Annotated in this window: 17 protein-coding genes; 7 read left to right on the plus strand and 10 right to left on the minus strand. The window is 68.9% G+C overall.

The features are described 5' to 3' along the window. Positions 1-236 precede the first annotated feature (236 nt). Positions 237-1,592: a globin-coupled sensor protein gene (locus FHW79_RS05525; protein WP_183178005.1), complete on the plus strand. Its 1,356-nt coding sequence runs from the start codon at positions 237-239 to the stop codon at positions 1,590-1,592. A gap of 45 nt (positions 1,593-1,637) precedes the next feature. Here the strand turns inward: FHW79_RS05525 and FHW79_RS05530 are convergent, their stop codons facing one another. Together FHW79_RS05530 and FHW79_RS05535 are read right to left on the minus strand one after the other, a co-directional pair. Beyond that, a complete protein-coding gene (locus FHW79_RS05530; protein WP_183178006.1) occupies positions 1,638-2,636 on the minus strand; it encodes a glycosyltransferase family 1 protein in 999 nt (332 codons plus the stop codon). After that, positions 2,633-3,460: a UDP-2,3-diacylglucosamine diphosphatase gene (locus tag FHW79_RS05535; RefSeq protein ID WP_183178007.1), complete on the minus strand. Its 828-nt coding sequence runs from the start codon at positions 3,458-3,460 to the stop codon at positions 2,633-2,635. The genes FHW79_RS05530 and FHW79_RS05535 overlap by 4 nt, the downstream gene beginning before the upstream one ends. Before the next feature lie 288 nt (positions 3,461-3,748). Here FHW79_RS05535 and FHW79_RS05540 point away from each other — a divergent pair, with 288 nt between their 5' ends. From FHW79_RS05540 to FHW79_RS05550, 3 genes are all read left to right on the plus strand, one after another. Next, the gene (locus tag FHW79_RS05540; protein ID WP_348984053.1) at positions 3,749-4,621 is read left to right on the plus strand and encodes a diacylglycerol kinase family protein; all 873 of its coding nucleotides are present in this window, start codon (positions 3,749-3,751) and stop codon (positions 4,619-4,621) included. A 121-nt stretch (positions 4,622-4,742) separates the two neighbouring features. Next, positions 4,743-6,353 (plus strand): hypothetical protein, encoded by a 1,611-nt coding sequence (locus FHW79_RS05545; protein WP_183178009.1) that lies wholly within the window; start codon positions 4,743-4,745, stop codon positions 6,351-6,353. A 128-nt stretch (positions 6,354-6,481) separates the two neighbouring features. Further along, the gene (locus FHW79_RS05550; protein ID WP_183178010.1) at positions 6,482-6,904 is read left to right on the plus strand and encodes a hypothetical protein; all 423 of its coding nucleotides are present in this window, start codon (positions 6,482-6,484) and stop codon (positions 6,902-6,904) included. Positions 6,905-6,942: 38 nt separating this feature from the next. Here FHW79_RS05550 and FHW79_RS05555 read toward each other — a convergent pair whose 3' ends face one another. The 6 genes from FHW79_RS05555 to FHW79_RS05580 all read right to left on the minus strand — a co-directional run bounded on the left by FHW79_RS05555 (position 6,943) and on the right by FHW79_RS05580 (position 13,240). Then, positions 6,943-8,298, minus strand: a complete 1,356-nt coding sequence (locus FHW79_RS05555; protein ID WP_183178011.1) for a metallopeptidase TldD-related protein — start codon at positions 8,296-8,298, stop codon at positions 6,943-6,945. Positions 8,299-8,459: 161 nt separating this feature from the next. Then, the gene (locus FHW79_RS05560; RefSeq protein WP_183178012.1) at positions 8,460-8,909 is read right to left on the minus strand and encodes a DoxX family protein; all 450 of its coding nucleotides are present in this window, start codon (positions 8,907-8,909) and stop codon (positions 8,460-8,462) included. A gap of 131 nt (positions 8,910-9,040) precedes the next feature. Continuing rightward, complete coding sequence (locus tag FHW79_RS05565) at positions 9,041-10,153, minus strand: DUF3616 domain-containing protein (RefSeq protein WP_183178013.1); 1,113 nt, start codon at positions 10,151-10,153, stop codon at positions 9,041-9,043. Between the two features lie 41 nt (positions 10,154-10,194). After that, the gene (locus FHW79_RS05570; protein ID WP_183178014.1) at positions 10,195-11,706 is read right to left on the minus strand and encodes a UbiD family decarboxylase; all 1,512 of its coding nucleotides are present in this window, start codon (positions 11,704-11,706) and stop codon (positions 10,195-10,197) included. Between the two features lie 94 nt (positions 11,707-11,800). Next, positions 11,801-12,577 carry a HEAT repeat domain-containing protein gene (locus tag FHW79_RS05575; RefSeq protein WP_183178015.1) on the minus strand — a complete coding sequence of 259 codons (777 nt, stop codon included), beginning with the start codon at positions 12,575-12,577 and terminating at the stop codon, positions 11,801-11,803. Between the two features lie 3 nt (positions 12,578-12,580). After that, positions 12,581-13,240: a 50S ribosomal protein L11 methyltransferase gene (locus tag FHW79_RS05580; protein ID WP_183178016.1), complete on the minus strand. Its 660-nt coding sequence runs from the start codon at positions 13,238-13,240 to the stop codon at positions 12,581-12,583. Positions 13,241-13,489: 249 nt separating this feature from the next. Between FHW79_RS05580 and FHW79_RS05585 the strand changes: the two genes are divergently transcribed. After that, entirely contained in the window at positions 13,490-14,221 is a 732-nt protein-coding gene (locus tag FHW79_RS05585; RefSeq protein WP_348984054.1) for a CHAP domain-containing protein, read from the plus strand. A gap of 24 nt (positions 14,222-14,245) precedes the next feature. Here the strand turns inward: FHW79_RS05585 and ubiA are convergent, their stop codons facing one another. After that, positions 14,246-15,172 (minus strand): 4-hydroxybenzoate octaprenyltransferase, encoded by a 927-nt coding sequence (gene ubiA, locus FHW79_RS05590; RefSeq protein ID WP_183178018.1) that lies wholly within the window; start codon positions 15,170-15,172, stop codon positions 14,246-14,248. 150 nt (positions 15,173-15,322) lie between these two features. Between ubiA and FHW79_RS05595 the strand changes: the two genes are divergently transcribed. Both FHW79_RS05595 and FHW79_RS05600 read left to right on the plus strand, forming a co-directional pair. After that, entirely contained in the window at positions 15,323-16,117 is a 795-nt protein-coding gene (locus FHW79_RS05595; RefSeq protein ID WP_183178019.1) for a 16S rRNA (uracil(1498)-N(3))-methyltransferase, read from the plus strand. 81 nt (positions 16,118-16,198) lie between these two features. Then, a complete protein-coding gene (locus FHW79_RS05600) occupies positions 16,199-17,563 on the plus strand; it encodes a glutamate--cysteine ligase (RefSeq protein ID WP_183178020.1) in 1,365 nt (454 codons plus the stop codon). A gap of 168 nt (positions 17,564-17,731) precedes the next feature. Here FHW79_RS05600 and FHW79_RS05605 read toward each other — a convergent pair whose 3' ends face one another. Continuing rightward, a complete protein-coding gene (locus FHW79_RS05605; RefSeq protein ID WP_183178021.1) occupies positions 17,732-18,886 on the minus strand; it encodes a pyridoxal phosphate-dependent aminotransferase in 1,155 nt (384 codons plus the stop codon). Position 18,887 lies beyond the last annotated feature (1 nt).

Raw genomic sequence — 18,887 nt, forward strand, 5'->3', positions numbered from 1 at the left:
CGCGGTCCCCTCCACTTTAGCATGGGGGGCTGTGGCAGAGGTAAGGCTTTGCGCTAACGCCCACCGGAAGACCGATGGCCGGATGGGGTTCGCTCGCATACTAGGGTATGACGATTTTGAGACCCATTATGATAATTTTGAAGCAATCCGCTGCTATCCTGATGGCGTAGAAACGTTGGCAGCTTCAAGGAGGGCGGGCAACGCGCCAGCCTCCAACATTTCAGGATGATAACATCATGGCGGGCGTACAGGAACGTGACGGCCAGGAAAGCCGGCTCCGGGCCTTCAGCATCACCGAAGCGGACATCGCGCGTCTGCGCGCCAACCGGGATTTCGCGGAGCACCGCCTGCCTCGGCTGCTGGAGCAATGGCACAGCGCCTTTGCGGCCTGGCCGGAAATCCGCGACGCCCTGACCCGGCCGGACGTGCACGCCGCGCGCGTCGCCCACTGGAGCCGTGTGGTCTCGGGCGATCTCGGGACGGGCTTCCTGGAGTCCGCCCATCGGCTGGCCAAGGCCTTCTACGACCACGGCGTGCCGGGCTATGCGGTGGCCATCTGCCATCACACGGTGTCCAGCGGCATCGTCCGCGAGTTGGGCCTCGACGCGGCGGCGGCTCAGCGGTCGCTGTTCGGAGCGAAGAAGTCGGCGGAGGCGGCCGCCATGCGCGATACGCTGGGCCGCGTCGCCTGGCTCGATCTCGAAGTGCTGCTGGAAACCTACGCGGCGGCCGAGCAGGAGAGCAAGCGCGCCATCCTGAACCGGCTTGCCGACAGCCTGGAAGGCAGCGTTCGCGGCATCGCCGACAACACGGTGGCGGCGTCCGACGAGATGAAGGGCTACGCCCAGCGCATGGCGCAGATCGCCGCCGCCACCAACCGCCAGTCGCTCGCCGTGGCCGCCGCCGCCGAGCAGGCGTCCGCCAACGTGCAGACGGTCGCCGCCGCGTCGGAGCAACTCACCAGCTCCATCGGCGAGATCAGCCGGCAGGTCGCCCAGTCCTCGCAGATTGCCCGCGGCGCGGTGGCCGAGGCGGAGCGGACCAACACCACGGTGAACGGTCTGGTCGACGCCGCCCAGAAGATCGGCGCGGTGCTTCAGCTCATCAACAGCATCGCCGGCCAGACCAACCTGCTTGCGCTGAACGCGACCATCGAGGCGGCCCGCGCCGGGGAGGCCGGCAAGGGCTTCGCCGTGGTCGCTCAGGAGGTCAAGAACCTGGCCAACCAGACGGCCAAGGCGACGGAGGACATCTCCGCCCAGATCGCCAGCATCCAGGAGGTGGCGCGCGGCTCCGCCGAGGCGCTGAGCGGCATCGGCGCCACCATCGGCAGCATCAACGACATCGTCATCACCGTCTCCGCCGCGGTGGAGCAGCAGACCGCCGCCACCCAGGAGATCGTCCGCAACGTGCAGGAGGCTGCACGCGGAACCCGCAGCGTGACCGACACCATCGGGGCGGTGGCCAGCGGCGCGTCGGAGACCGGCAGCTTGGCCGAGGAAGTGCTGGGGGCCGCCGGCAACCTGCACCGCGAATCCGACCGCCTGCGCGAGAGCGTGGACCTGTTCATGCAGCGCATCCGCGCCGCGTGATGCAAGGGGGAGCGGAGCCGGCCGCGTGCCGGCCCCGCTCCCGCATCAGGCGAAGGGACGCAGGTTCGCCAGGAACTGCTCGGCGGAGCGTCGCCAGGAGAAGTTCAGGGCATGGTTCCGGCACAGGTCCGGCGGGATGGTCAGGGCGTGCTCGATCGCCCCCTTCAGATCCTCGTCCAGGCAGCCGACGCCGGAGCCGTCGACCACATCCAGCGGTCCGGGCACCGGGTAGGCCGCCACCGGCACGCCCGAAGCCAGAGCCTCCAGCAGAACCAGGCCGAAGGTGTCGGTGCGCGACGGGAAGACGAAGACGTCCGCCGCCGCGTAGTGGCGGGCCAGTTCCTCGCCATGGCGGGCGCCGGCCCAATGGACGTCCGGGTACTTCTGCTGAAGCTCCGCGCGGGCCGGACCGTCGCCGACCACCAGCTTGCTGCCCGGCAGGTCGAGCCTCAGGAACTCCTCCAGGTTCTTCTCCACCGCCACGCGCCCGACATAGAGGGCGATGGGGCGGGGCAGCGCCAGGAAGTCCTTGGAGCGGGGGCGGAACAACTCGGTGTCCACGCCGCGGCTCCAGCGCCGGATGTTGGTGAAGCCGCGCGCGGCGAGGTCACTTTCGATCGATGGCGTCGCCACCATCACCGCAGAAGACGGTTTGTGGAAGCGGCGCACCAACGCGTAGCTGAGGGCAAGCGGCACCGGCGCCCGGTCGCGCACATATTCCGGGAAGCGGGTGTGGTAGGCGGTGGTGAAGGGCTTGCCGCGGCCGAGGCAATAGCGCCGGGCGGCGAAACCCAGCGGCCCTTCGGTGGCGATGTGGATGCAGTCGGGGCGGAGCGCGTCGATCATCGCGTTCAGCCGCCGTCCCACGCCCACCGCCAGCCGGATTTCCGGGTAGGTGGGCATGGGCACGGTGCGGAAGCGGTCGGGGCCGATCACCTCCACGCGGTGGCCCATGGCCTCCAGCTCCGAACGGACGGTGCCGATGGTGCGCACCACGCCGTTGACCTGGGGCAGCCAAGCGTCGGAGACGATCAGGATGTTCACGCTGCCTTCACAGTCTCCGGCTTCTCCTTGGCCGGGATGCGGGCGGGCAGCGTCGTGGCGGCGCGCCGGCGGATGTCCGCCGCCCAATCGATGATCTCCAGCCGGCCGCAGGGGTGTTCGACCAAGGCGGTGCAGGACTCGACCCAGTCGCCGTCGTTGCAATAGAGGATTCCTTCCATGTCGCGGATCTCCGCGGTGTGGATGTGGCCGCAGATGACCCCGTCCACCTTGCGGCGCCGGGCCTCGTCGCCCAGCGCGGTCTCGTAGTTGCCGATGAACTCGACCGCCGTCTTCGTCTTGTGCTTCAGGAAGGCGGACAGGGACCAGTAGGGGAAGCCCAGCTTGCGGCGGACCCAGTTGAACAGCGTGTTGGCCTGGAGCAGGACCACGTAGGCGTTGTCGCCGATGAAGGCCAGCCAGCGGGCGTACTTCACCACCACGTCGAAGCGGTCGCCATGGGTGACCAGAAGCCGCCGCCCATCGGCGGTGACGTGGATCATCTCCTCGACCACTTGGACGCCGCCGAACTGCAGGCCGGCGTAGTCGCGGGCGGCCTCGTCGTGGTTGCCGGGGATGTAATAGACCTGCACGCCCTTGCGCGCCCGGCGCAGGATCTTCTGCACCACGTCGTTGTGCGCCTGCGGCCAGTACCAGGTCTTGCGCAGACGCCAGCCGTCCACGATGTCGCCGACGAGATAGAGGTGATCGGACTCGTTGTGCTTCAGGAAATCGAGAAGATACTCCGCCTTGCATCCCCGCGTGCCCAAATGGACGTCGGAGATCCAGATGCTGCGGTACTGCTTGACGTCGCGTGATGCGCTCATGTCCCGCTCCATCGCCGTTTCGGCAAGGATTCATTGAAACGTTTCCCGTATATCGATGAGAAGTTCTCTTGACAATGATTTCAGTCGTCCGCATCTGTTCGGGTCGATGATTTCAATGAGACTTCTTGACAGTGAAACAAAGGCGAAAAATGACTTTATCAAAACTGACATGGTATCGTCACATTGAACCCCGGTGCGGCGGACGGGGGCGAATCGGTGTCTGAAACGTCCGAACTCCGATCCGATCCGAACGGTGGCCCGGCCGTTGCAGCGCCACGGCGTCTTCTGGTGATCCACAATCCGGTGGCCGGCGCCCGCCGGGCCCGCCGTCTGGGCGCCGTGCTGGAGCGGTTGGAACAACGCCATGGGGTCGCGGTGACGCTCCGGGCCACCGGCGGGCGGGGCGACGCGGAGGCGATGGCCCGCGCGGTGGCGCCTGGCGCCTTCGATGCGGTGGTCGCCGCGGGCGGCGACGGCACCATCAACGAGGTGGTCAACGGGCTGGGCGCGCGCGGCGACGGGGGTGCGGCGATCCCCTTGGGCATCGTGCCGCTTGGCACCGCCAACGTGCTGGCCCATGAGCTGGGCCTGCCCCTGGACGCGGAGGGCACGGCGCGGGTGCTGGCGGAGGGGCGGTCTCTGCCGGTGCATCTGGGTGTGGCGAATGGCCGCGCCTTCGCCATGATGGCCGGCGCCGGCTTGGACGCCCGCGTGGTCGAGCGGGTGGACCCGCGGCTGAAGCGGCTGATCGGCAAGGGCGCCTACGCGGTGGAAACGTTGGCGCGGATCGCCGCGGGCGGCGGCGGACCCTACCGCGTGGCGGTGGACGGCGCGGAACCGGTGGAGGTCGCCTCCGTGATCGTCGCCAAGGGGCACTTCTACGGGGGACGCTTCGTCTGCGCGCCCGACGCCCGGCTGGCCGACCCGTGGCTGCATGTCTGCCTGTTTCCGCGGTCGGGGCGGGGCAACGCCCTGCGCTATCTCTGGGGCGTCACCGCCGGACGGCTGCCGCGCTTTCCCGATTACCGCATCCTGCCGGCCCGCCGGGTGATCGTCGACGGGCCGGCGGGGGAGCCCGTGCAGGGCGACGGAGACGTGATCGCCCGCCTGCCGGTGGAAATCGCGCTGGCTCCCTGGGTCTTGCCGGTGCTGGTGCGCTGAATGGTGTTTTAAGAGTCCGTTAAGGTGTCTCTTGGGAAAATTACTTGGGAACATTCAATAATTACTTCGGTCTCTAAGGATTAAGGCCGGGCAGGCCAGGCGGGACCGCAAGGGGGAAGTCATGTCCACGTCGATCAACGCCCTGTTTTCGGCCACCACGGCCAGCGCCACCGCGACCGCCACCAAATTCAAGCCCGCCGGCTCCGCCGCCGAGGCGGAGGGGACCTGGAAGTCGGCCTCCGACGCCGGGTCCTCCGCGGGTTCCGCGGCCCTGGCCGCTTTGAAGGGTGAGGACAGCGTGGAACTCAGCGGGCTGGCCAAGTCCCTGACCGGCGTGGCGGGCAAGGTCTTCGCGTCCATCGGCTCCAAGGGCCGCGCGATGCTGGAGGACTTCGTCAAGTCCGGCAAAATGACCGAGAAGGACGTGGCGCTGGGGCTGCGTCAAATGGCGACCAACGCCGTGAAGGAACGCTATGTGAACGAGCGGCCCCAGGACGAGGAGGACAAGGCCTGGGCGGAGAAGTCCGCCTTGGCCAGCAACGCCTTCAAGGCCAAGACGGAGCGCATGGACAAGGCCATGTCGGCCTTCAACGAGGTGCGGACCGCGGCCTACACGGCCTTTGAAAAGGACCAGGACGCCGCGGCGTTCCAGGCGGCGATGGCTCCGGCCAATGACCGCTTCAAGGCGGAGACGGCGGACATCGAGCGGGAGTTGCAGGAAGCCATCGGCGGCGATCTCTTGAAAGTCGATGGCAAGGCCTTTGTGAACATGCGGGACAAGGGAGAGGAGGAGTTCGAAAAGCTCGATTTCGCTGGCGAAGTGGAAGGTGGCGAGGGCGGGCTGCTGGGGCCGGACAATGAGAAGGGAAAGGCCGCCGCCAAGCTCATGTATGACCTGGGTTTCAAGGCAACGCTCTACGCCAATGGCCTCGCGGAGTACGCCGCGGACGTGAACATTCCCGGCGTCGGGCGTGGCAAGGTCGACAAGAATCAACCCCTTCCTGAGGAGTATGAGCCATCCGCCAAGGCAGAGGCGGAGGCCGCCGGTCTGCCGCCGCCACCCACCACGGTGCTGACCACCGGCCAGACCCCGGGGCTGCAGGGCTTCGCGAAGGTCATCCAGGACGCCCGCGACTCGCTGGACGCCACCTACACGGCCATGGCGAAGGAAGGGAAGGGGGTGAACTACGCCGACCCGACCGGAAAGGACGTGGAACGGCTGTTCGGCGGCTTTGAGCGGCGCAGCCTCTACGCCATCGCCAGCAACAAGGACGGAACCTTCTCCAAGAACGAGCAGGAGGCGGCGCAGTCCATGATGGCCCGCCAGCAGAAGCAGGCGATGGACGGTGCCGACCCCCTCGGCACCGACAAGGCCGCCGCCTACCGCGCCGGGGTGAAGTTCCTCGACGAGGCCAGCCAGGAGGAGAAGCAGTCCGTCAACTGGTCGGTCCAGCGCGCCGCGCTGCAGTTCAGCTACGAGAAGACGACGAAGGAAACCGGCGCGGCGATGGAGCGCCTGGGCAACGGCGGCGCGCTCGCCTCCGTGCTGAAGGACGCGCTGGAGGCCCAGGACGCGAAGGCCGCCGACGTGATGAAAAGCGTCGGTGGGAAGACGATGGGCGGGGAGGGCACGGGCTATGTGTCCGACCTGAAGAGCCTGTCGCTGTTCCGCGACTTCCTGCCCAACCTGTCGGTGCGCAGCGCCGGCGGTCCGATGAGCGTGACGGTCTGATATCCCGCTCTTGCCACAGGCCGACGGCGACGCCAGCGGCTAATCCGATAGGGGTAGAGCCGCGGGCGGGATACGCTTGCGGCTCACCGTCGGCCGGCAAGGGAATGCGGATCATGAATGGAAATGGGATGCGGCTCCGGAGCGGGCGCGCCGCGCTGGCGCTTCTGGCGATGCTGTCCGTTGCAAGCCCGGCGCTGGCGGACAAGCCCGATTGGGCGGGGGGCCCCGGTGGAGGGCACGGCAAGGCGCAGGGCGAGTCGCCGCGCGGTTCCCGTGGCGCGGTGTCGCGCGGCGAGGCGACGATCATCCGCGACTATTTCGTCGCCCATCCGGTCGGAACGACGGCCCTGCCGCCGGGGATCGCCAAGAAGCTGGCGCGCGGTCAGCCGCTGCCGCCGGGCATCGCCAAGAAAATGGCGCCGGTCGAGCTGCGCCAGCGGGTGCCGGTGTGCATGAACGGTTGGGAATGCATCCTGGCCGGCGCGGACATGCTGATCCTCGACGCGGTTCACGGCACCATCGCCGACATCGTCCGCGGCGTGGTCCGCTGACACGAGGAGGAGGCGCCGAAAGGCGCCTCCCGTTGCGTTCACAGGCCGGCGATCGTCAGACCGTCGATGCGGATGGTCGGGGCGTCCATGCCGAAGCGCAGTTCCAGGTCGCTGGCCGGCTCCATGTTCAGGAACATCTCCTTCAGGTTGCCGGCGATGGTGAGCTCGGTGACCGGGTAGGCGATCTGGCCGTTCTCGATCCAGTAGCCGGCCGCACCCCGGCTGTAATCGCCGGTCACCCCGTTGACGCCCGTTCCCATCAGCTCCGTCACGTAGAAGCCGTTGGGGATCTCGGCCAGCAGCTCGTCGCGGCTCTTGGCGCCCGGGGCCATGTAGACGTTGGCCGGGGCCGGGCCCGGCGGGCCGGAGGTGCCGCGCGCCGCGTGGCCGGTCGTCGACAGGCCGAGCTGGCGGGCCGAGCGCAGGTCGAGCAGCCACGTGGTCAGGTGCCCGTCCTCGATCAGGTTGCGGCGGGTGGTGGCGATGCCCTCCGCGTCGAAGGGGCGGGAGCGCAAGCCGCGCTTCACATGCGGATCGTCCACGATGGTGATGCCAGCGGCGAAGATCCGCTGGCCCATCTTGTCCTTGAGGAAGCTGGTGCCCCGCGCGATGCTCGGCCCGCTGATCGAGCCGGTCAGGTGGCCCAGCAGTCCGCGGGAGACGCGCGGGTCGAACACCACCGGCACCTTGCAGCTCTTCACCCGGCGCGGGTTCAGGCGGCGGATGGCCCGTTCGCCGGCCTCGCGCCCGATCGACGCCGGATCGCGCAGGTCGGAACCGTAGACCTTGCTGTCGTAATCATAGTCGCGCTCCATCCCCGTGCCCGTCCCGGCGAGCACCGAGGCCGAGAGGGACTGCCGCGACACCCCGTAACTGCCGGTGAAGCCGTTGGACGCGGCGATGGCGATGGTGGAGCGGCTCCACCCGGCGTCGGCGCCTTCGGAGTTGGTGACGCCCTCGACCGCCAGCGCGGCCTCCTCGGCGATGCGGGCGCGTTCGATCAGCAGCTCCGCCGACGGCTCCGACGGGTCGCACACGTCGAGGTCGGGCAGCGTGGTGTAGATCTGCTCCGGGTCGGCGAGGCCGCAGAAGGGATCCTCCGGCACCACGCGGGCCATGGCGACGGCGCGCTCCACCAGCTCGTCCAGCGCCTTGGCGCTGCGGTCGGTGGAGGAGACGATGGCCTGCCGCTTGCCGATGAAGACGCGCAGGCCCAAATCGCCCGACTCGGACCGCTCCAGCTTCTCCGTCTTGCCGAAACGCTGGCTCAGCGACAGGGACGCGCTGTCGAACAGCACGGCGTCGGCGGCATCGGCCCCGGCACCCTTCGCCTTGCGGATCAGATCGTCCAGCAGGGTCAGCACGTCGGGTTGCGAGGTGGTCGAAACGGGCATTACGGTCTCCGCTAGGTCTCCGGCTTGTCTAGCAAATGGGAGCGCGGAGAAGAAGAGGAAGGGGCATATCGCCTCAGGTCGGGCGCGGTTTGGACGCAAACGCGGCGGCGCGCGGGGGCTGGTGCCCTCCCGCGCGCCGCGCGCCGGTTCTTGTTTCGAGGTCAGGCCAGCCGGCTCTGAAGGGTGTCGCGGCCGGCAATCGGCAGCTTCAGGGCGAAGGCGCCGTCGCCGAGCAGGGCCTGCACGCCGAGCAGAACCGTCCAGAACACCGGGAACTCCCAGCCGCCGCCCTGGGCCGAGAAGACCCAGCCGTTGCCGGTGTGCTGGAGCGTTGCGCCGATCAGGATCGGCAGCAGGGCCAGCGAAATCCAACGGGTGAAGACGCCGGCCACCAGCAGCAGGCCGCCGCCGATCTCGCCGAGGATGACCAGATAGGCGAAGAGGCCGGGGTAGCCCAGGCTCTCGAAGTAGCCGACCGTGCCGGCGATGCCGAAGGTGAAGACCTTCAGGATCAGGCCGTGGGCGATGAACAGAAGGCCCAGGCTGACGCGCAGCAGGAAGGCGGCGTAGGGGGCGGTGCGGTTGTCGATGGCGGCGGTGTCGGCGTTCATGGCGTGGTCTCCTGGTCTCTGCGTGTGCCCCGCGTCGGGGCCGTTGTCGTCTGAGGCCAAGAATAGCGGTGTCCGCGGTCGGGATAATCAGCTTAATTATGCACTGATTGTTGCCCATAGCAGGACAGCCGCTACGCCCGGAAGGCGTTGGCCGGATCGTAGCGGGAGGGCAGGGCGAACAGGTCCGCGGTGGTCCCGGCGCCGTGAAGGCGCGCTTTGGATGGGCTGTCATAGACCACCAGAACGGCGGGCGGGGCGCCGTCGCGGCGGACGCAGGCGATGCCCTCCGCGTGGTCGTCGCCCTTGCCGTGAGGCAGGCTCAGCAGGGGAACCAGCCGGTCGCGCGGGATGACGGTCTCGTGGGTGACGGACAGGGCGTCGGTCCAGCGCCACAGGGCGACGGGACCGTCCAGGTCCATGGTCGGCCCGGCCAGGATGACCAGATCCTCGCCGTCGAAGGTCAGTTCGCGGATGCCCAGACCGTTCAGGTCGACGAAATGCTTGCGGACCTTCTCGCCGTTTGGCCCGATGGGGCGCAGCCGCAGGCGCTCCTCGACCTCAGAGTGGTCCTCCACCGCCAGTTCGAGGATGCAGGCCCAGCCGCGCAGCACCGGGCCGCGCAGCCCCAGCCAGACCCGGTCGCCGTGGGCGGCCAGCCCTTCCACATCGAAGCCGTTCTCCTTGGCGGGAATCGCGACGAAGCGGGCCAGATGCTCGTCCTCCGCCAGCGCCTTGGTCAGCGCGTTGCCGCCCTTGCGGAACTTCAGGCAACCGGCGGCGCGCTTGCCGTCGCGGCGGACTGGGGTGAGGCGCCCGTCCGCCTCGGTGACCAGCGGGATGCGGCCGAGCAGGAAGCGGTTGGGGTCGCAGCGCACCTCGGTCAGCCGCTCCAGCGCCGCCTCGGTGCCGTTCTCCTCCCGCTCCGGCTTCTTGCGGGCCAGCGCGTGGGAGCCGGTGACCCACAGCCAGCCGCCGGCGATGGCCATGCCCTCGATGTCCGCCTCGTCCTCTCCCGGGGTCGTCGCCGGCAGGGCGAAGAACTCCGACAGGGAAAAGTCGGCGTCCTGGCGGTAGAGGGTTCCACCCTCCTCGGCCATCATGCGGACAACCCGCGCACCCTCGTCCGACGCCACGAACAGGTTGTCTCCCGCCCGCTCCGCCACCGACAGGTCTCCGGCGGTCTCGCCGCCGTCGCGGAAGATCAGGCGGATGGTGGCGAGGGGGCTGGCGATGTCACTGGGCATGGCGGGGCTTCCCTGGAGGGTGCGGACCGTCCCTTAACGCCTCATTTCCAGATCGGGGTCCCGCTGCCCGGAAGACCGTAGGACGCCCATTTGCGCGACACCTCGTCGACCACGTCCTGGTCCATGCGGATTTTCTGGCCCCATTCGCGCTTGGTCTCCGGCGGCCACTTGTTGGTGGCGTCCAGCCCGACCTTGCCGCCCAGGCCCGACTCGGGGCTGGCGAAGTCCAGATAGTCGATGGGGGTGCCCTCGATCACCGTGATGTCGCGGGCCGGGTCCATGCGGGTGCTCATCGCCCACATCACGTCCTTCCAGTTCCGCGCGTCGATGTCGTCGTCCACGACGATCACCCATTTCGTGTACATGAACTGGCGCAGGAAGGACCAGACGCCCATCATCACGCGCTTGGCGTGGCCGGGATAGGCCTTCTTCATGCTGACCACGGCGATCCGGTAGGAGCAGCCTTCCGGCGGCAGCCAGAAATCCACGATCTCCGGGAACTGCTGGGTCAGCAGTGGGATGAAGACCTCGTTCAGCGCCTCGCCCAGCACCGACGGCTCGTCGGGCGGGCGGCCGGTGAAGGTGGACAGGTAGATCGGGTTGCGCCGCATGGTCATCGCCGTGACGGTGAAGACCGGGAAGGGCTCGACCGAGTTGTAATAGCCGGTATGGTCGCCGTAGGGCCCCTCGTCGGCGTACTCGTCCAGGCTGACATGGCCTTCCAGGATGATCTCGGCCTGGGCGGGCACCTTCAGCGGCACCGTCTTGCAGTCCACCAGCTCCACCTTCTTGCCGCGCAGCAGCCCGGCGAACTGGTATTCCGACAGCGTGTCCGGCACCGGCGTGACGGCGGCCAGGATGGTGCCGGGATCGGCGCCCAGCACCACCGCGCAGGGCAGCGGCTCGCGCTTTCCGCTCGCCTGCCAGCGGTGATGGTGCTGCGCGCCGCCGCGGTGCTTCAGCCAGCGCATGATCGTCTTGTTCTTCCCCAGCACCTGCATCCGGTAGATGCCGAGGTTGAAATCATCCTCGCGCTTGGCCGTGGGCCCCTTGGTGACGACCAGCGGCCAGGTGATCAGCGGCGCCGGCTCGCCCGGCCAGCAGCTCTGCACCGGCAGGCGGCCGAGGTCGATCTGGTCGCCGGTCAGCACCACCTCCTGGCAGGGGGCCGAGCCGACGGTCTTCGGCTTCATCGACAGCACGGTCTTGGCGAGCGGGATCAGCTCCATCGCCTCGCGGAAGCCGCCCGGCGGCTCCGGCTGCTTCAGGAAGGCCAGCGTCTCGCCGACGCCGCGCAGCTCGTGCGGCTCGCGGTCCATGCCCCAGGCGACGCGCTCCACCGTGCCGAACAGGTTGACCAGCACCGGCATCTCCGAGCGGGTGCCGTCGGCCTTGATGACGTTCTCGAACAGCACGGCCGGGCCGCCTTCGGCGAGCAGGCGGGTCTGGATCTCGGTCATCTCCAGCGCCGTGGACACCGGCTCCCGGACCACCACCAGCCGCCCGGCCTTCTCCAGCCGGTCGATGAAGTCGCGCAACGAGGTGTAGGGCATGGTCGAGGGTCCGTTCGGATGCGATGGGGTCGGATCGGGAGAGGGCGCCTAGCATCGGCCTGGAGGGCGCCGCGTCAAGGGGTGAGGTGCCGCCTCACGCGGGTTCCTTCACGCTGCGCAGAGCGCGGCGGACGATGCGGCGGGTGGCCTCTGGGGCGGGGCTGTCCGTTTCCCAGCGGGCGCACAGCGCCTGCACCCAGCCGGGCTGGCTCTTCGCCGCGTCGTTCAGCCAGTTGGCGACCGAATCCTGGACATAGCGCGCGCCGTCCGCCCGCAGCGGGTCGAGGACCGGCAGGCCGCGCGCCGGGTCGCTTTTCAGAACCCCGATGTGGCCGCACCAGACGCCGCGGGGCCGGGTGGCCTCGCTGGCGAAACGGCGCAGCCGCTCCGACGGTTCGGCGGTCCATGGCGTGAGGAGAGCCAGCGACTCGTCGATGGCGGCGGCGATGTGGGGGCGCAGGGCCAGCCACGCCCATTCGCGCACGCCGAAATGCGGGTCGTCGGCCAGCGGGCGGACACGCTCCAGCCGCTCCGCCAGGGTCAGGCCGGGGGCCGCCGCCAGCGCGTAGCAGGCCCAGCCGCGCACCGTGTCGGAGGGGTGGGCGGCCAACCGCTCCACGGCGCCCGGGCCAAGGCGATCAATGGCCGCGCTCCCCGCCGCCGCCATGCGCCGGGTCACGCCCTCCTGCGGGTCGAAAACGACGGCGCCCGCCGCTTCCGGAACCGCGGCGGCCAGAAGGGCGGCGAAGTCGATGGCCAGCGACTCGGCCAGCGTGGCGGTCTCGCGCCGGCCGGCGTTCAGGTCGGCGAGCACCTCCGGCGGGATGTCGGCCATCCGGGTAGCGCCCTTGCGCGGGGCGGTCGCGGTCATGGCTCAGGTCTCCGGCAGCAGGCGCCAGATCGTCGTCTCGCGCATCTCGCGGTCCTCCAGTTCCAGGGAGGTCGGGACGCTGTACTGCGCGACCCGCTCGATTCCGCTGAGCGGGACATAGGCGCGGCCCGGATCGCCCAACAGGACCAGCGTGCCGGTTGCGGCGATTGCGCGCAGCCAGGCGGTCACCCGGTCGGCCATCGGCTTCTCGTAGCAGACGTCGCCGGCCAGGACGACGTCGATGCCGGGCAGGGGGCGGTCCACCAGATCGGCGCTGACCGGCTTCACGTCGACTCCGTTGGATTCGGCGTTCAGGGCGATGGCGGACAGGGCAAAGCGGTCGATGTCGCAGGACTGCACGCGCGCCGCGCCAGCCATCATCGCGGCGATGCCGACCAGCCCGGTGCCGGCGGCGAAATCCAGCACCGACTTGCCCGCCACCAGCTCCGGCCGGTCGAGCACCAGCCGGGCCACCGCCTGGCCGCCTGGCCAAGCAAAGGCCCAATAGGGCGGTGGTACATTGGACTCCTTCAAAGAATCCTCCGTAGCTTCCCACAGCGGCGTGATTTCCGTCGCCAGATGCAGCGCGATTTCGGGCAGCAATGGAGTCCGCGTTACGACCGTGTTGGAGCGAATGAAGTCGATTTGAGAAAAGTTGTTCATAACTGGACTCTCACCGGAGCTGCGCGGGGGTGGATGATCTATCCACAACCGGTTTTGGTTACATAATTCAAACGGAGTAGACACACCTGCTGTCCCGTGTTACCCGTTCGAAAGGAGAAAAACAAAGGGCATGGGGCTGATATGCGGTCGAAAGGGATTGCACTCTGCGCATCGTTCGCGGCGTTCATCGCTCTCAGCCCGTTCACCATATCCCAAGCCCAGGCCCAGGACGGCGATTGCGTCCGTACGGTGCGCTCCATATCGGATTTCGACATCCGGGGCGATGCCTGGACGTGGTGGAACACCGCCGCCAACCAGCAATATGAGCGCGACCAGCGCCCGGCGCTCGGTTCCGTCCTCGTCTTCAAGCGGTCGCAGCGGCTGGGCCGCGGCCATGTCTCCCTGGTCAGCCACATCATCGACCGCCGCACCATCGAGGTCGATCACTCCTGGCTCGACGGTCGCGGGCTGCGCCGCAACATGCGCGTGGTTGACGTGTCGCCGCGCAACGACTGGTCGGCCGTCCGCGTTTGGCACGAACCGTCGGACCAGCTCGGCCTGCGCGTCTACACCACCTACGGCTTCATCCTGCCGGAGGGCGAGGAGGCGGAGATCCGTCAGGCCGACTCCCGCGGCGCCGGCATCGGCAGCACCTTCGCCGTCGCCCCGCAGGGCCGCTCCGCGCCCAAGCCCGCCGCCGGGCCGCGCCTGATGGAAGCTTCCCTGAAGGGCCAAGCCGTCGCCGTTCCGGGCCGCAAGCCGCAGGTGCTGACCGCGTCGCTGTCCCTCTCCGGCAAGGGCACGGCCGCGAAGACGGCTCAGCCGGTGATGACGGTCGCCGTGCTGCCGGCCCGCAAGCCGACCCAGCCGGCCTTCCAGAAGGGCGTCGAGATGGTCGCTTCCACCGAGGGCGTCCGCGCGGTCCTGCCGCCGCGCAAGCCGGGCTCCGTCGACAGCACCGTCGCCGAGCTGACGCGCTAACCTCCCTCCAAGTCCCAGGCCGCCTCAGATCTTTCCGGCCAGGAAGGCCGCCAGCACCAGCCAGCCGAACCAGCGGTTCGACTTGAACTTCGTCAGGCAGTCCGTCTGATCGTCGGGGTTCCAGGTCGCCACCTGCCAGGACAGTTGCAGCGCGGCGAGCGAGAGCAGCGGCAGGAACATCCCGCTCAGCCCGGCCAGACGCCCGGCGATGCCGATTCCCACGAAGGTCAGCGTGTAGAAGCCGTAGATCCAGATCTTGCTCTGGTCGCCCAGCCGCAGGGCGGTGGACTTCACGCCGATTCGCGCGTCGTCCTCCTTGTCCTGGTGGGCGTAGATGGTGTCGTAGCCCAGCGTCCAGACGATTCCCGCCGCGTACAGCGCCAGCGCCGGCCACTCCAATTCGCCGCGCACCGCGGTCCAGCCCATCAGGGCGCCCCAGTTGAAGGTCAGCCCCAGGAAGGCCTGTGGCCACCAGGTGATGCGCTTCATCAGAGGGTAGGTGAAGACGAGCACCAGCGACAGCACGCCGAGCCCGATGGTGAACGGGTTGAACTGCACCAGCACCGCCAGCCCGATCAGGAGTTGGACGGCAAGGAAGGCCAGCGCTTGGCGAACCGACACCTGCCCGGAGGGGATCGGGCGGGTCCGCGTGCGCTCCACCATCGCGTCGAAGTCGCGGTCGAGGATGTCGTTCACCGTGCAGCCGGCCCCGCGCATCACCACGGCGCCGATTGCGAACAGGGCCATCAGCCAGAGGTCGGGCAGCGGCCCCGATCCGGCCAGCGCGATGCTCCACCAGCCGGGAAACAGCAGCAGCCACGTGCCGATGGGCCGGTCCAGCCGCGCCAGCCGCAGATAGGGACGGACCGCCGCCGGGGCGAAGCGGTCGATCCAGTCGCCGCGCCGGATGTCGGTGAACTCGCCGGGGGCGGGGGAGGCGGGGCTGGTCATGGCGGACCCAGTAATTAGGATTGCGGACAGGGAAGGGAAGAAAGCCGGGAGGCAAGGTAGCGGCGGGGGGTGGTTCCCCGCAAGGCTGGGCCGTTTCCGCCCCGGAGCGTTATCGCTATAGTCGGCGCCGCACACCGGAGACCTCGCGCCATGGCAAACCAACCGAAGACCCGCCTCTATGTGGACAGCCCCCTCGGCGAGGGACAGGCGGTGGGGCTCGACCCCGAGCGGGCGCATTTCCTGCGCCATGTCCTGCGGCTCGACAAGGGCGACGTCGTGGCCGTCTTCAACGGGCTGGACGGCGAATGGCTGGCCGCCATCGACGGTTTCGGCAAGGGCTGGTGCTCGCTCACTGTGACGGCGCAGCGGCGTCTCCAGGCGGCCGGGCCGGACCTGTGGCTGCTGTTCGCCCCGATTAAGCGCGGGCGCATCGATTTCGTGGCGGAGAAGGCCAGCGAACTGGGCGTGTCCCGGCTGTGGCCGGTCTTCACCCGCCGCACCGACCCCAACCGCGTCAACACCGACCGGCTGCGGGCCAACGCCATCGAGGCTGCCGAACAGTCGGAGCGGCTGACCGTGCCGGAGATGGCCGACCCCCTGCCTCTGGACAAGGCGCTGGCCGGCTGGCCGGCGGAACGTACGCTGTACCTGTGCGCCGAGGCCGGGAACGTACGCCCCATCGCGGAGGCCGTCCGCGCCCGACCGCGCGGCCCCGCCGCTTTCCTGATCGGGCCGGAGGGCGGCTTTGCGCAGTCCGAACTTGACGAAATTTGCAAACTCCCCTTTGTTGTTCCCGTTGGCTTGGGGCCCCGCATTCTCCGGGCCGACACGGCGGTGGTCGCGGCGCTCGCCTGCTGGCAGGCCCTTGCGGGGGACTGGACGGCGGACGGCGGCGACACCCGACCGCCCTTCCGCGCGCCGGCCGACCCCACCGTGGGGGAGTAAGGGCCGCTCGACGCGCCGCTGTTCCGAAGCGGGCCGTTTGACTCGTTGGCCAATTCAGACTTTTTGAAAGCGGGAGCTTCCATGTCCGCACCTCCGCAGACGCGTGGTGAACCGATCACCGACCGCCGCCAATTGGCGGCCTATCTGGAATCCGGCAACAAGCCGGCCGACCAGTGGCGCATCGGGACCGAACACGAGAAATTCGCCTACCGCGTCTCCGACCACCGGCCGCTGCCCTACGAGGGGCCGGACGGGATCGGCGAACTGCTGACCCGCCTGCAGCGCTTCGGCTGGGACCCGGTGGAGGAGAAGGGGAACCTGATCGCCCTGACCCAGGGCATGGCGAACATCACGCTGGAGCCGGGCGGGCAGGTGGAACTGTCCGGCGCTCCGCTGGAGACCCTGCACCAGACCTGCGCCGAGGTGCACCGCCACCTCGATCAGGTGAAGGAGATCGGGGGCGAGTTGGGCATCGCCATGATGGGCCTCGGCTTCCAGCCGAAGTGGCGGCGCGACGAGATCCCCTGGATGCCCAAGGGCCGCTACAAGATTATGGGCGACTACATGCCCAAGCGCGGCAAGCTCGGCCTGGACATGATGATGCGCACCTGCACCGTGCAGGTGAATCTGGACTTCGCGTCGGAAGCCGACATGGTGAAGAAGTTCCGGGTCAGCCTGGCGCTTCAGCCCATCGCCACGGCGCTGTTCGCCAACTCGCCCTTCACCGAGGGCAAGCCGAACGGCTTCCAGAGCTTCCGCAGCCACATCTGGACCGACACCGACCCCGACCGCACCGGCGATCTGCCCTTCGTGTTCGAGGACGGCTTCGGGTTCGAGCGGTACGTGGATTACCTGCTCGACGTGCCGATGTACTTCGTCTACCGCGACGGCACGTACATCGACGCCTCCGGCCAGTCCTTCCGCGACTTCATGCAGGGCCGCCTGCCGGCCTTGCCGGGCGAGGTCCCGCTGATCACCGACTGGGCCGATCACATGACCACCTCCTTCCCCGAGGTGCGTCTGAAGAAGTATCTGGAGATGCGCGGCGCCGACGGCGGCCCGTGGCGCCGCCTGTGCGCCCTGCCGGCCCTGTGGGTCGGGCTGCTCTACGACAGCCAGGCGCTGGACGCCGCCTGGGACCTCGTGAAGGGCTGGACGACGGAGGAACGCGCCCACCTGCGCGCCGAGGTGCCGCGCCACGCCCTGCGCACCCCCTTCCGCGGCCGCACGGTGCGGGAGGTCGCGCTTGAGGTGCTGGAGATCGCCCGCGGCGGTCTGGCGCGGCGCGCCCGCAACGACAACTGGGGCGACGACGAGGCGCATTTCCTGAACACGCTGCTCGACATCGCCGAATCCGGCCAGACCCCGGCCGACGAGCTTCTGGCGAAGTTCAACGGCTCCTGGGGCGGCAGCGTCGACCCGGTGTTCAAGGAATACGCGTACTGAGGTCTTCGCCGGCGGCTGCTTGGCAAAGTGGTCGCGTTAAGCCCCCACCCTAACCCTCCCCCGCTAACGCAGGGGAGGGGACTGCCGCCGCTTCGCAGAAGGCACCCTCCCTTGCGCAGCGGGGGAGGGCCGGGGTGAGGGCCCGGTGCGAGGACTGAAAGGGGCCACCTACCTCTTCCAGGCGATCAGCCGCCGGGCCGCCTCGGCGATGGTCTCTTCCGAGCCGGCGAAGCTGAAGCGCACGAAGCGGAGGCCGCGGGCCGGGTCGAAGTCGACGCCCGGGGTGCAGGCGATGCCGGTCTCCGCCAGGATGCGCTTGCAGAAGGCCTCGCTGTCGTCGGTCATCTCCGTCACGTCGGCGTAGATGTAGAAGGCGCCGTCGGCCGGAGCCAGCTTGTCGAAGCCGGCCTTTGGCAGTTCCCTCAGCAGAAGCTCGCGGTTGCGGGCGTAGCGGGCGACGTGGCCGTCCAACTCCTCGGTGCAGCTGAAGGCGGCGACCGCGGCGGCCTGCGACAGGCTGGGGGCCGAGATGAACAGGTTCTGGGCGAGGCATTCGACCGAGCGGATCAGGTCGTCCGGCACGATCATCCAGCCGAGCCGCCAGCCGGTCATCGAGAAGTATTTGGAGAAGCTGTTCACCACCAGCGCACTGTCGCTGACCTCGGCGGCGGTGACGGCCTCCGGCCCGTAGGTCAGGCCGTGGTAGATCTCGTCGGAGACGAGGCGCACGCCCTTGGCGTCGCACCAGTTTGCGAGCGCGGTCAACTCCTCGCGGCTCAGCATCGTGCCGGTCGGGTTGGCCGGGCTCGCGACGATCAGCCCCTGGATGGGCGGATCGAGCTGCTCCAGAAGCTCGATGGTCGGCTGGAAGCGGTGCTCCGGACCGGTCGGCAGTTCCACCGGCTCGACCCCGATGGCGGTCAGCGTGTGGCGGTAGGCCGGGTAGCTGGGCGAGGCCATGGCCACCCGGTCGCCCGGATCGAAGGCCGCCAGGAAGCCGAGCTGGAAGGCGCCCGAGGAGCCGGTGGTGACCACCACGCGCCGCTCCGGCACCTCGATCCCGTAGCGGTCGCGGTACCAGCCGGCGATGGCCGCGCGCAGCGCCGGGATGCCCAGCGCCCCGGTGTAGCCCAGCACGTCGGCGTCGAGCATGCGGTGGGCGGCCTCCAGCACGCCCTTCGGCGCGCCGGTCGAGGGCTGCCCGACCTCCATGTGCAGGACCTCGAGTCCGGCAGCCTCGCGCTCGGCGGCGGCGCGCATCACTTCCATGACGAAGAAGGGCGGGATGGCGCCCCGTTTGGAGACTTTGGGTGCTTTGCTCATG

The sequence above is a fragment of the Azospirillum sp. OGB3 genome (assembly GCF_014192915.1).
Lineage (GTDB): Bacteria > Pseudomonadota > Alphaproteobacteria > Azospirillales > Azospirillaceae > Azospirillum.

Bases quoted from the DNA above. Each gene is read 5' to 3' on its own strand.
- FHW79_RS05525 (WP_183178005.1), top strand. From the start codon at position 237: ATGGCGGGCGTACAGGAACGTGACGGCCAGGAAAGCCGGCTCCGGGCC.
- FHW79_RS05535 (WP_183178007.1), bottom strand. From the start codon at position 3,460: ATGAGCGCATCACGCGACGTCAAGCAGTACCGCAGCATCTGGATCTCC.
- FHW79_RS05545 (WP_183178009.1), top strand. From the start codon at position 4,743: ATGTCCACGTCGATCAACGCCCTGTTTTCGGCCACCACGGCCAGCGCC.
- FHW79_RS05550 (WP_183178010.1), top strand. From the start codon at position 6,482: ATGCGGCTCCGGAGCGGGCGCGCCGCGCTGGCGCTTCTGGCGATGCTG.
- FHW79_RS05555 (WP_183178011.1), bottom strand. From the start codon at position 8,298: ATGCCCGTTTCGACCACCTCGCAACCCGACGTGCTGACCCTGCTGGAC.
- FHW79_RS05560 (WP_183178012.1), bottom strand. From the start codon at position 8,909: ATGAACGCCGACACCGCCGCCATCGACAACCGCACCGCCCCCTACGCC.
- FHW79_RS05565 (WP_183178013.1), bottom strand. From the start codon at position 10,153: ATGCCCAGTGACATCGCCAGCCCCCTCGCCACCATCCGCCTGATCTTC.
- FHW79_RS05570 (WP_183178014.1), bottom strand. From the start codon at position 11,706: ATGCCCTACACCTCGTTGCGCGACTTCATCGACCGGCTGGAGAAGGCC.
- FHW79_RS05575 (WP_183178015.1), bottom strand. From the start codon at position 12,577: ATGACCGCGACCGCCCCGCGCAAGGGCGCTACCCGGATGGCCGACATC.
- FHW79_RS05580 (WP_183178016.1), bottom strand. From the start codon at position 13,240: ATGAACAACTTTTCTCAAATCGACTTCATTCGCTCCAACACGGTCGTA.
- ubiA (WP_183178018.1), bottom strand. From the start codon at position 15,172: ATGACCAGCCCCGCCTCCCCCGCCCCCGGCGAGTTCACCGACATCCGG.
- FHW79_RS05595 (WP_183178019.1), top strand. From the start codon at position 15,323: ATGGCAAACCAACCGAAGACCCGCCTCTATGTGGACAGCCCCCTCGGC.
- FHW79_RS05600 (WP_183178020.1), top strand. From the start codon at position 16,199: ATGTCCGCACCTCCGCAGACGCGTGGTGAACCGATCACCGACCGCCGC.
- FHW79_RS05605 (WP_183178021.1), bottom strand. From the start codon at position 18,886: ATGAGCAAAGCACCCAAAGTCTCCAAACGGGGCGCCATCCCGCCCTTC.